Annotated in this window: 13 protein-coding genes, 2 tRNA genes and 1 pseudogene; 9 read left to right on the forward strand and 7 right to left on the reverse strand. The window is 66.0% G+C overall.

All coding sequences use genetic code 11. The features are described 5' to 3' along the window. The 4 genes and pseudogenes from DM995_RS02365 to trxA form a co-directional block, all read left to right on the forward strand. Positions 1-1,446 (forward strand): PD-(D/E)XK nuclease family protein (locus DM995_RS02365; RefSeq protein ID WP_198669233.1); only part of this gene is annotated, 1,446 nt, incomplete at its 5' end. Continuing rightward, positions 1,443-4,028 (forward strand): annotated as a pseudogene (locus tag DM995_RS02370) (UvrD-helicase domain-containing protein); the annotation flags it as partial. The gene DM995_RS02365 and the pseudogene DM995_RS02370, both read left to right, overlap by 4 nt. 193 nt (positions 4,029-4,221) lie before the next feature. Further along, positions 4,222-4,758, forward strand: a complete 537-nt coding sequence (locus DM995_RS22075) for a PD-(D/E)XK nuclease family protein (RefSeq protein WP_232824474.1) — start codon at positions 4,222-4,224, stop codon at positions 4,756-4,758. 95 nt (positions 4,759-4,853) lie between these two features. Beyond that, positions 4,854-5,180, forward strand: coding sequence for a thioredoxin (gene trxA, locus DM995_RS02375; RefSeq protein ID WP_116968373.1), 327 nt, complete (start codon positions 4,854-4,856; stop codon positions 5,178-5,180). A 4-nt stretch (positions 5,181-5,184) separates the two neighbouring features. Here the strand turns inward: trxA and DM995_RS02380 are convergent, their stop codons facing one another. The 6 genes from DM995_RS02380 to DM995_RS02405 form a co-directional block, all read right to left on the reverse strand. After that, positions 5,185-5,979, reverse strand: coding sequence for an inositol monophosphatase family protein (locus DM995_RS02380; protein ID WP_116968374.1), 795 nt, complete (start codon positions 5,977-5,979; stop codon positions 5,185-5,187). Beyond that, positions 5,976-6,584, reverse strand: coding sequence for a glutathione S-transferase family protein (locus DM995_RS02385; RefSeq protein ID WP_116968375.1), 609 nt, complete (start codon positions 6,582-6,584; stop codon positions 5,976-5,978). Before DM995_RS02385 ends, DM995_RS02380 begins: the two co-directional genes overlap by 4 nt. Before the next feature lie 3 nt (positions 6,585-6,587). Continuing rightward, positions 6,588-7,814, reverse strand: coding sequence for a bifunctional glutamate N-acetyltransferase/amino-acid acetyltransferase ArgJ (argJ, locus tag DM995_RS02390; protein WP_116968376.1), 1,227 nt, complete (start codon positions 7,812-7,814; stop codon positions 6,588-6,590). A gap of 115 nt (positions 7,815-7,929) precedes the next feature. Continuing rightward, a tRNA-Leu gene (locus tag DM995_RS02395) sits at positions 7,930-8,013 on the reverse strand. A gap of 71 nt (positions 8,014-8,084) precedes the next feature. Further along, positions 8,085-9,533, reverse strand: a complete 1,449-nt coding sequence (locus DM995_RS02400) for a coniferyl aldehyde dehydrogenase (RefSeq protein WP_116968377.1) — start codon at positions 9,531-9,533, stop codon at positions 8,085-8,087. An 87-nt stretch (positions 9,534-9,620) separates the two neighbouring features. Next, entirely contained in the window at positions 9,621-10,820 is a 1,200-nt protein-coding gene (locus tag DM995_RS02405) for a PQQ-dependent sugar dehydrogenase (protein WP_232823993.1), read from the reverse strand. A gap of 106 nt (positions 10,821-10,926) precedes the next feature. Between DM995_RS02405 and rnhB the strand changes: the two genes are divergently transcribed. From rnhB to DM995_RS02430, 5 genes are all read left to right on the forward strand, one after another. Continuing rightward, entirely contained in the window at positions 10,927-11,520 is a 594-nt protein-coding gene (gene rnhB / locus DM995_RS02410; protein ID WP_116968379.1) for a ribonuclease HII, read from the forward strand. Between the two features lie 221 nt (positions 11,521-11,741). Then, complete coding sequence (locus tag DM995_RS02415) at positions 11,742-12,893, forward strand: site-specific DNA-methyltransferase (RefSeq protein WP_116968380.1); 1,152 nt, start codon at positions 11,742-11,744, stop codon at positions 12,891-12,893. Further along, a complete protein-coding gene (folP, locus tag DM995_RS02420) occupies positions 12,893-14,002 on the forward strand; it encodes a dihydropteroate synthase (RefSeq protein ID WP_116968381.1) in 1,110 nt (369 codons plus the stop codon). The genes DM995_RS02415 and folP overlap by 1 nt, the downstream gene beginning before the upstream one ends. A gap of 39 nt (positions 14,003-14,041) precedes the next feature. Continuing rightward, positions 14,042-14,215 carry a hypothetical protein gene (locus DM995_RS02425; protein WP_502696564.1) on the forward strand — a complete coding sequence of 58 codons (174 nt, stop codon included), beginning with the start codon at positions 14,042-14,044 and terminating at the stop codon, positions 14,213-14,215. A gap of 84 nt (positions 14,216-14,299) precedes the next feature. Further along, positions 14,300-14,803 (forward strand): TolC family protein, encoded by a 504-nt coding sequence (locus tag DM995_RS02430; RefSeq protein ID WP_286164958.1) that lies wholly within the window; start codon positions 14,300-14,302, stop codon positions 14,801-14,803. A 303-nt stretch (positions 14,804-15,106) separates the two neighbouring features. Here DM995_RS02430 and DM995_RS02435 read toward each other — a convergent pair. Then, positions 15,107-15,181 (reverse strand) — tRNA-Glu (locus DM995_RS02435). Between the last annotated feature and the right edge of the window lie 206 nt (positions 15,182-15,387).

The following is a 15,387-nucleotide window of genomic DNA, read 5'->3' on the forward strand; positions in this document are numbered from 1 at the left end:
CAGGCAATGGCCGCTGCCGCCGATGCTCTCAGCAACCAGGCGGTCTGGACCGGGCTGGCGGGACGTTGCGCCTCGGATCTGGTGCAGCAATTGCTCGCGCGCACCGGCGCGCACGATCCGCTGGTGACGCCGGCGCAGGCGGTCAACATCCTCGCGAGGCTGATGCGCGAAAAGGCGGTGCGTCCGCCTTATGGCAAGCACCCGCGCGTCGCGATCTACGGCCTGCTCGAGGCGCGCCTGCAGAGCGCTGACCTGGTGATCTGCGCCGGGCTGAACGAGGGCGTCTGGCCGCAGATTCCGTCGCCCGACCCGTGGCTCGCGCCGATGGTGCGCAACGCGCTCGGCCTGCCGCCGCTTGAAATGCGCGTCGGGCTGGCGGCACAGGACCTGGCCGGTGCCTTTGCCTCGGCCGAGGTGGTGCTGACGCGCGCGCGGCGCGATGGCAGCGCGCCGACCGTCGCCTCGCGCTTTCTGCTGCGCCTGCAGGCGGTCGCGCCCGACCGGCAGATGGAGGATCACGAAACGCTGGCGCTGGCGCGCAGGCTCGACCGCCGCCTGCCCATGGAGCGGATCGAAAAGCCCGCACCGCGACCCAGCGCCGAGCAACGGGTCAAGCGGCTGTCGGTGACCGAACTCGACCGGTTGCGCGCCGATCCATATGCCTTTTATGCCAAGCGCATCCTCGCGCTGCCCTCGCTCGACGCGGTCGATGCCGAGCCGAGCGCGGCCTGGCGCGGGACTTTGGTGCACGAAATCCTCGAATACTGGCATCGCGAGGACGGGCTCGATGCCGCCAGCCTGGTGCCGCGCGCCTGCCGCTATCTCGACGAGGCCAACGTCCATCCGCTGATCAAGGCCCTGTGGCGGCCGCGCCTGGTCGCCGCGCTCGACTGGATCGCCGGGGAAACACTCGCTCTGGTCGCCGAGGGGCGGAGGATGATCGATGCCGAACGCAGCGGCACGTTCATGATCGAGGGCGTCGAGATTCGCGGCAAGGCCGACCGCATCGACCGCCTGCCCGATGGCACGCTAGCGATCGTCGATTACAAGACCGGCAAGCCGCCGAGCGCGCGGCAGGTCGAGGCGGGCTATGCACTGCAGCTCGGGCTGCTCGGCATGATGGCCGAGCGCGGTGGCTTCGTCGCCAAGGCTGATCAGCCCGAGATCGCGGGCGAGGCGACAGCGTTCGAATACTGGTCGCTCACGCGCAGCAAGACCGGCGATTTCGGCTATCGCGAGACTCCGGTGGGGCGCAAGAACAGCGAACTGACTGCCGAGAATATGCTGCCGACCGCCGAGCATTTCCTGCGCGAGGCGCTGGACACCTGGATTCTGGGCGACGCGCCGTTCAACGCCAAGCTGGTGCCCGATCAGGCGATCTATACCGAATATGACCAGCTGATGCGGCTCGCCGAATGGTATGGCCGCCAGGGGAGCGGGCAATGAGCGGCGGCAAATCCGGTCTTCCGCCGCTGCAGGGCGATCAGGCGCTCGCGGTCTCGCCCGCCGATCAGGTGTGGCTGAGCGCATCTGCCGGCACCGGCAAGACCCAGGTGCTCACCGCGCGCGTCTTCCGCCTGCTGCTCGAGCCCGGGGTGAACCCCGATGCGATCCTGTGCCTCACCTTCACCAAGGCGGGCGCGAGCGAGATGGCGAACCGCATTAATGCCCAGCTCGCCGCCTGGGTGCGGATGAGCGACACGGCACTGGCGGCGGACCTGCTGAGCATCGGCGCAGCGGTCGATAAGGACACGCTCACCCGCGCGCGCCGCCTGTTCGCGCGCGTGCTCGATGCGCCGCAGGGCGGGCTTCGCATCCAGACCATCCACAGCTTCTGCCAGTCGCTGCTCGCCAGCTTTCCCGAAGAGGCGGGGCTCGCCCCGGGTTTTCGTCCGATCGAGGACCGCGACCGGATCCAACTCGCGCGCGATACGCTGGGCGAGATGCTGGTCGATGCCGCGCAGCGCGGCGACACGCGGCTGTCCGCAAATCTCGAGGCGCTGAGCCTGAAGCTCGGCGCGGAGGCGACCGAAGCCTTCCTGATGCGCTGCGCCGCCAAGCCCGACGCGATGGATGCGCTGGTCGGCGACATCCGCCCCTATATCAACGCCGCGCTCGGGTTGAAGACCGACGAGGACGGCAGCGACCTTGCCCGGCTGTGCAGCGACGCGCTGTTCGATATCGCCAATCTGGAAGCGGTGCAGGACAGCAATATCCGCTGGGGCACCAAGACCGGGCTCGAAAACGCTGCGAAGATTCAGGCCTGGCTCGATATGGACGAAGCCGGGCGGCTCGAACATCTCGACCTGATCTGGCTCGCCGTCGCCAAGGCGGATGGCGATCCGCGCAAATGGGAGAGCTTTTCGGCCAAGGTCGATCCGGATTATTTCGACAAGGCCGAAAGCTTGTACAGCGACTGCAGGGCGCTGAAGGACCATGCCGCGATTGTCGCCTTTTCGGGCGAGTTCGCCCGCGCGCTCGAGGTCGGGCGCGATTTCGCCTGGCGCTTTGCCGAGGCCAAGCGGCAGGCAGGCTTGCTCGATTTCGACGACCTGATCCGTGCGGCGGCCGATCTGCTCTCGGGCCGGACGATGGCGCAATGGATCGCGTTCAAGCTCGACCAGCGCTTTGACCATGTGCTGGTCGACGAGGCGCAGGATACCAATCCCAGCCAATGGGCGATCGTGAAGGGGCTGATCGACGACTATTTCAGCGGACAGGGCAGCAAGCCAGACCGGTTCCGCACCCTGTTCACCGTCGGCGATTTCAAGCAGGCGATTTTCGGTTTCCAGGGCACCAGTCCCCAATATTATGCTGCCGCGCGGCTGCGCATCGGGGCGCAGGCGGAAACTGCGGGCCAGCCGTTTCTTGACCTCAGCCTCGATCGCAGCTTCCGTTCGACCCAGCCGGTGCTCGACATGGTCGACGCAGTGCTGGACGATCTGGGGCCCGCCGCGCTCGGCATCATGGACGACGTTTTGCCGCTGCACGAAGGGCGTCAGGGCCCCGGCATGGTCGAACTGTGGCGTCCGATCGGCGAGGGGCTGGAAGAGCAGGACGAGGGCGGCGAGGGCGAGGATGCCGAGGAATGGCTTTCGGGGGCCGATCGCAAGTTCGCGCAGGGGCTCGCCGAACGCATCGCGGGCTGGTTGGACCCGGAATCGTCGACGCGGCTTTGGCTCGAGCGGCGATCCGACGGCAAGCCGGGCTGGGCGGGCGCGGGCGACATCATGGTGCTGCTGCGCCGCCGCGGCGATCTTGCTTCATTGATCGTCGCGCGACTGTACGCGTCGGGCGTGCCGGTAGCAGGCATCGACCGGCTGCGGCTCGGCCAGCCGCTCGCGGTGCAGGACCTGATCGCCGCGATCCGCTTTGCGCTGCAGCCGCTCGATGACCTGACCTGCGCTGCTTTGCTGGTGTCGCCGCTGGGGGGCTGGACGCAGGACGAACTGCTGGCGCACGGTTACCGGCCCGAGAAGCGCGCGCTCTGGCCGCATCTGCGCGATCTGGCGGAACATGATCCGGCGCTGCGTGCGAAGCTCGAACCGCTCTACGCGCTGCTCGGCATGGCCGATTTCGGGACCCCGTACGATTTCCTCGAACAGGTGCTGACCGGGCCGATCCAGGGCCGCGCCAAGCTGGTGTCGCGGCTCGGCGAAGAGGCGCTCGATCCGATCGCCGAACTGCTTGGCCTGGCACAGAAATTCGCGGTCAGCCATGACGGCGGGTTGCAGGCCTTCCTGCACTGGTTCGATGCCGGCGACGAGGAGATCAAGCGCGAGCTCGCCGGGCAATCCGAGATGGTCCGCGTGATGACCGTGCACGGATCGAAGGGCCTGCAGGCGCCGATCGTGATCCTCGCCGATGCCTGTGTCGATCCGACGCGCAAGGTCGATTCGAGCTTCGACTGGCCGGTCGAGATCGTCGGTCGCGACGCGCAGGTGACACTGCCAGTCTATTCGCTGCCCAAGGCGCAGCGGATCGGGCCGCTGGCCGAGGCGCACGACATCGCGCGCGAGGCCGATATGCAGGAGCACTGGCGGCTGCTCTATGTCGCGATGACGCGCGCGGCCGAACGGCTCTATGTTGGCGGCACGCTGGGCAAGAAGGCCAAGGAGCCGCCCAAGGAAAGCTGGTACGCCGCGATCGAGCGCAGCTTCATGACGCTCGGCTGCGACTGGATCGATATGGGCGAGGGGGCCTGTCGCCGCTTCGGCAGCGATGCCGTGCCGATTCCGCGCGCAGACGAGCCTGAGGCAGTGGAAGCAGCATCAGCCGAGAGCCTGCCCGACTGGGCGCTCATGCCTGCCGCGCCCGAACAGCGCCCGCCGATCCCGCTCGGCGCGGCGCTGGCTGGTGCGGCAGCATGGCATCGCCGATCCGGTCGAGGCCGACGCGATCATCGATCCGGTCTGCGCGGTGATCGATCATCCCGAGTTCGCCGATGTGTTCCGCGAGGACGCACTCGCCGAAGCGCCGATCGCGGCGGTGGTGGGGCCGAACGTCGTCTCGGGCACGGTCGACCGGTTGCTGGTCGAGGAAGACCGCGTGCTGGTGGTCGACTTCAAGACCGGCCGCCGCCCTCCCGCCTCGCTCGAGCAATTGCCGGTCGCGCATGTCCGGCAGATGGCGGCCTATGTCGCGGCGCTGCGCCTGATCTTTCCGGGCCGGGCCGTTCAGGCGGGCCTGCTCTACACGTCCAGTCCGCAACTCTTCCTGCTGCCCGACGAACTGCTGGCCGCCACGAAGCTGGATTGAATCGTACGATATGTTTAGTTGGGCCAAGCTGGCTTGAGCCGCGCTGCCCCAGCGCTTACATCCCTAACCAAGTCACGAACAAGGAGTTTACCCCCATGGCCACCACTGCAGTCAGCGATGCGAGCTTCGAATCCGATGTGCTGAAGTCCGACAAGCCCGTTCTGGTCGATTTCTGGGCCGAATGGTGCGGCCCGTGCAAGATGATCGGCCCGGCTCTCGAGGAGATCAGCGACGAGCTCGCCGACAAGGTCACCATCGCCAAGATCAATATCGACGACAATCCCGATGCTCCCGCCAAGTACGGCGTGCGCGGCATCCCGACAATGATCCTGTTCGACAAAGGGCAGATCGTCGAGACCAAGGTCGGCGCTGCCCCCAAGAGCGCGCTCAAGAGCTGGCTCGAAGGCGCGCTTCCGGCTTGATGGCTCAAGCGATGATCGCCGCTGCCCTGTCCCACATCGCGGGGCTGGCGGCGGCGAGCATGCCCCTGCGCTGGTCGCCGGGGCGATAAGGCGATCCGTCGAGCCGCGCGGCCATGCCGCCGGCTTCGAGCGTGAACAGCACGCCTGCGGCATGGTCCCAGGGCAAAGTGCGCTCGAACAGCGTCACGTCGTTCTGCCCCAGCACCAGTCGCGGATATTGCTCCGCCGCGCAGCGCGGAATGTCGACCATCGTGAACCTGCCATCAATCGCCGCGGCCAGGGCCGCGCGGCGCGGCTCGGGGATGTACACGGTCGAGATCGCCGCGACCGGGAGTGTTTCTCCGCTCTCGCGCGCTTGCACGACCTCGTCATTGATGAACGCACCGCCCCCCAGGACCGCGTGACACATGCGATCGGCCAGCGGGTCGTACAGCCATCCCGCCACCGTCTCGCCGCCTTCGACCAGCGCGATGATGATCCCGAACGGCGGATGGCCGTGCGCGAAATTGTGCGTACCGTCGATCGGGTCGATGATCCAGGCGGTGCTGTCGTTGACGCGCTCGATCAGTGCCGGGTCCGCCGCCACCGCTTCCTCGCCGACGATGCTGGCTTGCGGCAGGATCGCGGCCAGGCCGGCGCTGAGCCGGCGCTCGCTCTCCTTGTCAGCGATCGTCACCAGCTCGCCTGGCGTCTTCTCGACGATCTGATGCTGCGCCAGATCCTGGTAGTGGTGGAGCACCACCTCGCGCGCGACGGTGCGGATCAGGGTAGAAACGGGGGCGTGGAGAGCATGGGTCATGTCAGCGGGATCATCACGTTCTTGGCATAGCCGGGGCGGGCGATCAGCCGCTGGTACCAGCCACGGATATTCGGGTAGTCGCCGCGCGCCAGGTCGAGCGCGAACCAGGTGTGCGCATAAGTGCCCATGGGAATGTCGGCGATGCCGAAATCGTTGCCCGTGAGCCAGGGCTGGCGTGCCAGGCACGCTTCCAGAAGGGTCATCATCCTGCCGGTCTCCTCGATCCCGCGTGCGATCACGGCAGGATCGCGCGCTTCGGGCGGCTTGCGCACCAACATAAGGAAGACCTCGCGCTGGGCATCGGCATAAGCGAACTGCCAGTCCATCCATTTGTCCGCCGCCGCGCGGGTGCGCGGGTCGGCAGGCCAGAGCTGCGGTGCATAGGCCTCGGCCATGTAACGCAGGATCGCATTCGATTCCCACAGGACAAGGCCCTTGTCCTCGATCGTCGGGACGAGCGCATTGGGGTTGAGCGCGAGATAGGCCGCATCCATGCCGAACTTGCCGCCGACATCGTGGCGCACATAATCGAGACCGATCTCCTCGGCCGCCCACACGACCTTCTTGACGTTGTGCGAGTTGAGACGGCCCCAGATGGTCAGCATGGCTCAGCTGCGGTAATCGGCGTTGATCGAGATATAACCGTGCGTCAGGTCGCAGGTCCACACCGTGGCACGGCCCTGGCCCAGCCCGATATCGGCCTCGACCAGGATGTCGCTGCCCTTGAGATGCGCAGCGACCGGCGCTTCGTCATAGCCCTGCACGACCATGCCCTGGGCGGCGACCACGACCCCGCCGAAGCGGATCGACAGCAGGTCGCGCTCGGCGGGTTCGCCCGCCTTGCCGACCGCCATGACGACGCGGCCCCAATTGGCGTCCTCGCCCGCGATCGCGGTCTTGACCAGCGGCGAATTGGCGATCGACAGCGCGATGCGGTGTGCGCTCTCGTCCGACACCGCGCCGGTCACGCGAATCTCGATGAACTTGCTCGCGCCTTCGCCATCGCGCACCACCAGATGCGCCAGCTGGCGGCACAGATCGGCCAGCGCGGCGGCAAACGCGTCGGCGCCGGTGCTGTCCATGCTTTCGAGGCGCGGATGATCCGCCTGGCCGGTGGCGAACGCGAGCACGGTGTCGCTGGTCGAGGTGTCGCTGTCGACGGTGATGCAGCTGAAGGTCCGGGCGTTCGCGGCGCTCAGCATCTGCTGGAGCAGCGCGGGCGCGATATTGGCATCGGTGAACACATAGCCCAGCATCGTCGCCATGTCGGGCGCGATCATGCCCGAACCCTTGATGACGCCGACAAGCTGCACCTTCGTTCCGCCGATCATCGCGCTCGTGGTCGCGGCCTTGGGGAAGGTATCGGTCGTGCCGATCGCATCGGTGAGTGCGCGCCAGTCGCAGGGCTCGGCGGTGAAGGCCGCCTCGAGCCCCGCGCGCGCCTTGTCCTGCGGAAGCGGTACACCGATCACGCCGGTGGCCGAGACGAAAATCTCCTCCGCCGCGCAGCCAAGTCGCGCCGAGGCGGTCTCGACGAGCAGCTGCACCGCCGCGCGCCCCTTGCCGCCGGTGAACGCGTTGGAATTGCCCGCGCTGACGATCAGCGCCCGCGCCTGGCCCTGGGGCAGGGCTGCGCGGCACCATTCGACCTCGGGCGAGGGGCATTTGCTGGTGGTTGTGACACCCGCCACGCTGGTTCCCGGTACCAGTTCGACATAGCTGAGATCACAGCGGTCCCATTCCTTGTAGCGCGCGCGGGCGACACGCGGCGTCACGCCGGCAATCGCCGGAAGATCGGGAAAGGGGAGCGCGAGCGGGGAAACCGGGTGAGTCATGTTGCCGTCCAGATCATCAAAGACTGGCTGCGGCCCTAATCGCTCTCCGGCCAAGTGCAAGGGCTTTACCGGTGGGGGCGGCAAAAGCTGCGAGTCTGCATCGATGTCTGGAAGCTGGTGCGGGCGGTCGGACTCGAACCGACACTCCTTGCGGAACCGGATTTTGAGTCCGGCGCGTCTACCATTTCACCACGCCCGCGTGTGGAGCGGCAGCCTATAGCGCCTTGCCCGCGACAGGCAAGGCGCAAAAGCCGCCGCTCAAATTGCCTTTCAAAGCTTGAAGTCGCGCGCGATCGCCTTCTTCGTCGCATCGCCATAAGGCGGCAGAAAACCGCCCAGCTTGGCGACATCGATGCGCGGCTGGCTGTAGATCGCCTTGGCGTGGCTGAACGTGCGGAAGCCGTCGATCCCGTGATAGCTGCCCATGCCCGAGGGGCCGACCCCGCCGAACGGAAGGTCCTCCATCGCGACATGGAAGATCGTGTCGTTGAGCGTCACGCCGCCCGACACGGTGCGATCGGTGACCTTCTTCGCCTCGTCCTGGTTCTCGCCGAAATAATAGAGCGCGAGCGGACGATCGCGGCCGTTGACGAAATCGATCGCCTCGTCGACCGTCGAATAGGTCTTCACCGGCAGGATCGGGCCGAAGATCTCATCCTGCATCACCTTCATGTCGTCGGTGACGTTGCGCAGGATATGCAGCGGCATCTTGCGGCTGTTGGCGGACTTGAAGTCCTCGTTCGCCGGGTTGACCTCGATCACCTCCGCACCCTTTTCGCGCGCGTCGTCGAGATAACCGGTCAGGCGCTGGTGGTGCCGTTCGTTGACCACGGCGGTATAGTCATCGTTGGTCAGCAGCGTGGGGTAGAGCGTCGCGGCGGACTGCTGGATGTTCTCGATGATCTCGCGCTCGTCCTCGCGCGGCACATAGAGATAGTCGGGCGCGATGCAGATCTGCCCGGCATTCATCATCTTGCCCATGGTGATCCGCTGCGCCGCCTTGGCCTTGTCCGCGCCGCGACCGATGATCGCAGGCGACTTGCCGCCCAGTTCGAGCGTGATGGGAACCAGGTTCTTGGCGGCGGCGCGCATGATATGATGGCCGACGCTGGTCGCGCCGGTGAAGATCAGATGGTTGAACGCCAGCTCGGAAAAGGCCTGGCCGACCTCGGGGCCGCCGGTGAAGAAGGCGACCTCGCTGGCATCGAAATAGCGCGGGCCGAGCTCGGCGAGCAGGTTCGACGTGGTCTCGGTATATTCGCTGTTCTTGATCATCACCCGGTTGCCCGCCGCCAGCGCGCCGATCGCGGGGGTAAGGCACAGCTGGATCGGGAAATTCCAAGGCGCAATCACACCCACGACTCCGAGCGGTTGATATTCGACGCGCGCGCGCGCCCCGAGCAGGCCGAGCGGGAACTGGACCGGGCGCTTTTCGGGCTTGGCCCAGTCGTCCATGTGTTTAAGCGCATGCCGGGCGCAATTGAGCACCGCGACGATGTCGGTCATCTTCGACTGGTCGGCGCTGCGATGGCCGAAATCCTCGCTCATCGCGGCGACCAGCGCGTCGCCATTATCGTGCACCAGCTTCATCATCCGCCGGATGCGATCCTTGCGCGCTGCCATCGGCACGGGAAGTTCGGCAAGAAAAGCCTTTTTCTGCCGTTCGAGGATCTCTTCAAGCTGGTCCGCCCTGAGCGGTGCGTCTGCCAAAGTCGCCATTCATCGTCTCCCGGTTAGCTGTCTGCCCCAAGGTGTACCGCGATAGGTTGCGAATTGAAATTTCTTTTGCGCGCCCCGCGCAGGCCATCATTCCGGCGGGGTGAGCTTGAGCAGCCGGCCCTTCGATCCGCGCGCGCCGTCCTCGAGCAGCCAGATCGCGCCATCGGGACCCTGTTCGACCTCACGGATGCGGCCTTCCATTGTCCAGTTGTCCGCCTTTTCGGCCTTGTCCCCGTCGAGCTTCACGCGAACCAGCGCCTGCGCGCCCAGCGCACCGATAAACGCGCTGCCCTTCCACGCGGGGAACAGATCGCCCGAATAGATCATCAGGCTGCCCGGCGAGATGGCGGGGGTCCAGAACACCTTGGGCGGCTCGAAGCCGTCACCGGGGGCATGATCGGGAATGTCCTTGCCGTCATAATGGTCGCCATTGGACACCTTGGGATAGCCGTAATTGGCACCACGCTTGACGAGGTTGAGCTCGTCGCCGCCCTTGGGACCCATTTCGAGCTCCCACAGATTGCCCGCGCCGTCGAAGGCGAGGCCGAGCGGATTGCGATGACCCCAGGACCAGGCCTGCGCCTTGACGCGACCCTGATCGTACATCGGATTGTCCGAGGGAATGCCGCCGGTCGGCGTCAGCCGGATGACCTTGCCGAGATTCTGGTCAAGATCCTGCGCTGGATCGAATTTCTGCCGTTCCCCGGAAGAGATGTACATCATGCCATCGGGGCCGAAGGCGATGCGATGGCCATAATGGCCCTTGCCCGAAACCTTGGGCTCCTGCCGCCACAGGACCTGCATGTCCTTGAGCGAGGCCGCTCCATCATTCGCCATCACCAGCTTGGCGCGCGCAACGGCGGCACCGCTGGTATCGCCATCGCCCGCCTCGGCGAAGCTCAGATACACATAGCCGTCATTGACGAAATCAGGCGAGAGCACGACATCGCCGAGGCCCCCCTGGCCGCCATAGGCGACCGTCGGCGTGCCGCTGACATCGACGCTGCTGATCTTGCCGTCGGCGGCAAAGGTCACGAGCTTCAGCTTGCCCTTCTTCTCGGTCACCAGCGCGCGGCCATCGGGCAGGAAGGTCATCGCCCAGGGTTCGTCGAACTGGCCGACCACCGCAGTCTCGAAGGGAACCGTATCGATCGGCGAGATCGTCGCCACGGCCTCGGTCTCGTCTCCGCTGGCCACCGCCTTGTCGCTGCTGTTGCAGGCGATCAGGGCGAGCGGCAGCGCCGCGCAAAGGGTCAGTCGGTGCATCTGGGTCACTCCGTTCATCATGGCATCGATCATCGCTATCCGGGGGGAGATTGCAAACGATTCGGGTAGAGTTTCTCAATGTTGGCCGGGTCTTGCGGTCGCAAGGGCCATGCGGCACAGACGCGTCATGACGATAGCCGGTTCCCCAACATTTGATAATCTGACGATTGTTGCGGGTGTCGACGAGGCGGGCAGGGGGCCGCTTGCCGGGCCGGTCGTCGCCGCGGCGGTGATCCTGTGCCCCGACGGGATCAAGGGCCTCGCCGACAGCAAGACATTGAGCTTCGCGCGGCGAGAGAAACTCGAAGCGCTGATCCGCGAGCATTGCACGTTCGGCATCGGCATGGCGAGCGTCGAGGAAATCGATGCGATCAACATCCTGCAGGCGACGATGCTCGCTATGACGCGAGCGGTCGAGGCGCTGGGGCGCGAGCCGCAGGACGTGCTGGTCGACGGCAACCGGCTGCCCAGGTGGCGCTACCGCGCGCAGGCCATCGTGAAAGGCGATGCTCTGCACCCGTGCATCTCCGCCGCATCGATCCTGGCCAAACAGGAGCGCGACCGGATGATGCGCGCTGCAGCTGCCCAACACCCGCATTATGGCTGGGATCGCAACATGGGTTATGGAACCGCCGAGCACCTGGCAGCATTGCGTCGGCACGGCCCGACGCCGCTCCACCGCCGCAGCTTCGCTCCGGTGGCACAGGCATGCCTGCTCTGATCGTAAAATTTTCGGCGGCGAGTCTTCGCGGCAACACCACCAGTGGTTGAGTCCCGGTTCGTTAACGGGACTCAATATGTGGATTTGGACTCATATTGTTCCGCATGGCAAACCCCTCGTTAACCATTTGAACACCCGGATTCCCTAGGGTTTTGGCCTTGACCGATGGTCGCCAAGGACTCATGCAGGGCCCTGTTCCGAGGGATTGCGGGGGGTAGAATATGGTTCAGATCGGCGAAATGATGGCACCTGTGGCGCGCAAGGCCAAGGCGCCGCCGCGCCTGCGCGTGTCGCCGCGTCCGCCGCTGCCGCTCAACCAGATCCTGAAAGGCGACTGCATCGAGGAGATGCGCCGCCTGCCGACCGCGTCGGTCGACATGATCTTCGCCGATCCGCCTTACAACCTGCAGCTCGGCGGCGATCTCTACCGCCCCGAAGGCGGCCGCGTCGATGCGGTCGACAATGACTGGGACAAGTTCGACACCTTCGCCGCCTATGACCGCTTCACCCGCGAATGGATGACCGAGGCGCGCCGCATCCTCAAGCCCGACGGCTCGCTCTGGGTGATCGGCAGCTATCACAACATCTTCCGCTGCGGCGCGACGCTGCAGGATCTGGGCTTCTGGATCCTCAACGACATCGTCTGGCGCAAGGCCAACCCGATGCCCAATTTCCGCGGCACGCGCTTCACCAATGCGCACGAGACGCTGATCTGGGCGTCGCGCGACGAGAAGTCGAAATACACGTTCAACTATCGCGCGATGAAGACGCTCAACGACGAGCTGCAGATGCGCTCCGACTGGGTGCTGCCGATCTGCGGCGGCCAGGAGCGCTTGAAGCGCGGCGGCACCAAGGCGCACCCGACGCAGAAGCCCGAGGCGCTGCTCTATCGTATCCTTCTTGCCTGCACCAATCCGGGCGATGTCGTGCTCGATCCGTTCTTCGGCACCGGCACCACCGGCGCGGTCGCCAAGCGGCTGGGCCGCGACTGGATCGGCTGCGAGCGCGATCCCATCTATTGCGAGGTCGCCGAAGAGCGCATCGCCGCTGCACTGCCGCTCGATGAATCGGGCTTGAAGACCATGCAGTCGCCCAAGAGCCAGCCGCGCGTCGCCTTTGGCACCCTGGTTGAGACCGGCTATGTGCCCGTCGGCACCAGGGTGTGCGACAAGGCGCGCAAGCATTTCGCCACGATCCGCGCCGATGGTTCGCTTCTCTCCGGCGATCAGAGCGGATCGATCCACAAGCTCGGCGCGCTGCTGCAGAATGCGCCGTCGTGCAACGGCTGGACCTGGTGGCATATTGAGAGCGATGACGGCCTGAAACCGCTCGACAGCCTGCGCCAGACCTATCTGCTCGCCACCGAACCGTGATGAGCGCCGCGCGCGTCTATGTGCGGCCCGTCGGGCTGGCGGAAAGTCCGCAGACCTTTGACGGCGCGACGATCCGGCTGGGGTACAGCCTGGTCTGGTGCCATCTGCTGGCGCTGGAAAGCTTTGAGGGCGGCAGGCTGGTCGCGCGGCAGATCGTGCCGGTCGATCGCTTTGCCGAGGCGCTGAATACGCTGCCCACCGATCAGGCCGAGCGCGCGCAGGCCCAGTTCGCCAACCTGTCGCGGATGCATGCCCCGCTGTCCCTGGGGGAGCGCGTGCTGCGCTTCGACCAGCCGCAGGTCATGGGCATATTGAACGTCACGCCCGATAGCTTTTCCGATGGCGGGCGCTTCACCGACGATCCCGGACAGGCGGCGGATGCGGGTTTCGCGATGCTGACTGCGGGTGCCTCGCTGATCGATATCGGCGGCGAATCCACCCGGCCCGAAGCGCCGGCGGTGTGGGAAGGCGACGAGATCGCCCGCGTCGTGCCCGCGATCAGGGCGCTGGCGCAGAGCGGCGCGATCCTCTCTGTCGATACGCGCAAGGCGGCGGTGATGGAGGCGGCGCTGGAGGCCGGCGCGCATATCGTCAACGATGTCTCGGCCTTGCTCTATGACGATCGCGCGCTCGATGTCGTGGTGCGTTCCAAGTGCCCAGTAGTGCTGATGCACGCGCCGTCGCAGGGCGCGAACCCGCATGCGGGCGGCGGCTATGGCCATGTCGTGACGGATGTGTTCGACTGGCTTGATACGCGCGTCGCCGCCGTGGTCGCGGCGGGCGTGGCGCGCGAGAAGGTGATCGTCGATCCGGGCATCGGCTTCGGCAAGTCGCTCTCCGACAATCTCGCGCTGATCAACGCGCTGCCTTTGTTCCACGCGCTCGGCCAGCCGATTCTGTTCGGTGCGAGCCGCAAGCGGATGATCGGTGCATTGTCGAACGAAGCCCCGGTCGATGCGCGGCTCGGCGGATCGGTCGCGCTGGCGATGAGCGCGATCGGCAGCGGCGCGCAGATCGTCCGCGTACACGACGTGCCCGAAACCGTCCAGGCCGCCCGCGTCTGGCGCGGCCTGCGCGATGCCGCCTTGACGGTGCCGGGGCTGGGCTGACACAGCAGCGGCATGACCAGCTTCGTCCTCTCGATCGCCATGCTGACCTCGATCGCGCTCGTGTTCGGGGCGATCGCGCTCTTCCGCCGCGGCCAGCGCAAGCAGCCTGCGCTGATGCTGGTGCTGGCGGTGGTGATGATCGCGAACGTCGTGATCTGGTCGATCCCGACGAAGAGCGGGCAATCGCTGGCAGAGACGCAAGCGCCGGAGTGATTCACCCTGCTCTCTCCCCCATGGGGGAGAGATGCGAAGGCTTATCACCTTGCTGATTAGCCGTAGCTGAGAGGGGCTGGGGCCATCGCCGCTGCCGATGCGCAGATGCGCGTGGCGCGCGCGCAGTTCATGCCGTCGATCAACCTGGGTGCGAGCGCCGGGCTCGCCCTGTCGGACCTGCTCGCCGATCCGGTCAGCCTGTGGTCGCTCGGCGGCAGCATCCTCGCGCCGATCTTCCAGGGCGGTCGCCTCACCGCACAGCTCGAAGGCGCGACCGCGCAGCGCGATCAGGCCGCCTGGGCCTATCGCTCGGCAGCGCTCAATGCGTTCCGCGAGGTAGAGGACCGCATGGCCGTGCTCGCTAACCTGACCGAACAGGAACGAGCGCTCCAGGCCCAGCGGTTCGCCGTCGCGGACGCCTTGCGCCACGCGTCCAACCGATACCGGGCGGGATACACCGCCTATATCGAGCAGGTCGATGCCCAGCGCGCGCTCTTGAGCGTCGATCTTTCGTTGATACAGACCAAGGTCGATGAGCTCACCACGCTGGTCGGCCTGTACCAGGCCGTAGGTGGCGCGCCAGACTAGCCCGGCGCTGCCGATAACAATGCGAACAGGGGCGCAGGCATGCTTTCGAGCCTTTTTCAGCCACCGGACGAAGCGCGACTTCGTGCTTGCATTGTCGGTTCGGGGCCCGCTTCGTCAACTCGCGTCCGGGCAAGCGCGGAGCCTGCGCCGTCCTGCAACAGCTTCATGACGGCCACGCCAGGCCGCAGCGGAATGCGGTCGCCGTATGCCTGACCCCGCCAGGCGAACTGGTATCTCTATGTCAGGAAACCGCAGAATACAGCCATTCTTGGCACCGTTCGGGCTGCTATGAAAAAGCATCCGTGGTGACCCCTACGGGAATCGAACCCGTGTTTCAGCCGTGAAAGGGCCGCGTCCTAACCGCTAGACGAAGGGGCCATCTGTGCGGGAAGCGCCCCTCTAAGCAGTTGCCTTCGTGCAGTCAAGCGCCCGTTTCCGGTTTTTTTGGCATTTTCAGAAATCGACTGGGGCGAGGTCGTCGACATGCATTTCGGCGGCGTGATTGCCGTTCCAGCTGTCGATCTTCACCCGGCCGGCGAGCCAGAAACGCCGGTCGCGCGGGGCGCCGAGCAGCGCCTGGCCGA

Source organism: Blastomonas sp. UPD001, from assembly GCF_003426715.1.
In the GTDB taxonomy this organism is placed as follows: Bacteria; Pseudomonadota; Alphaproteobacteria; order Sphingomonadales; family Sphingomonadaceae; genus Blastomonas.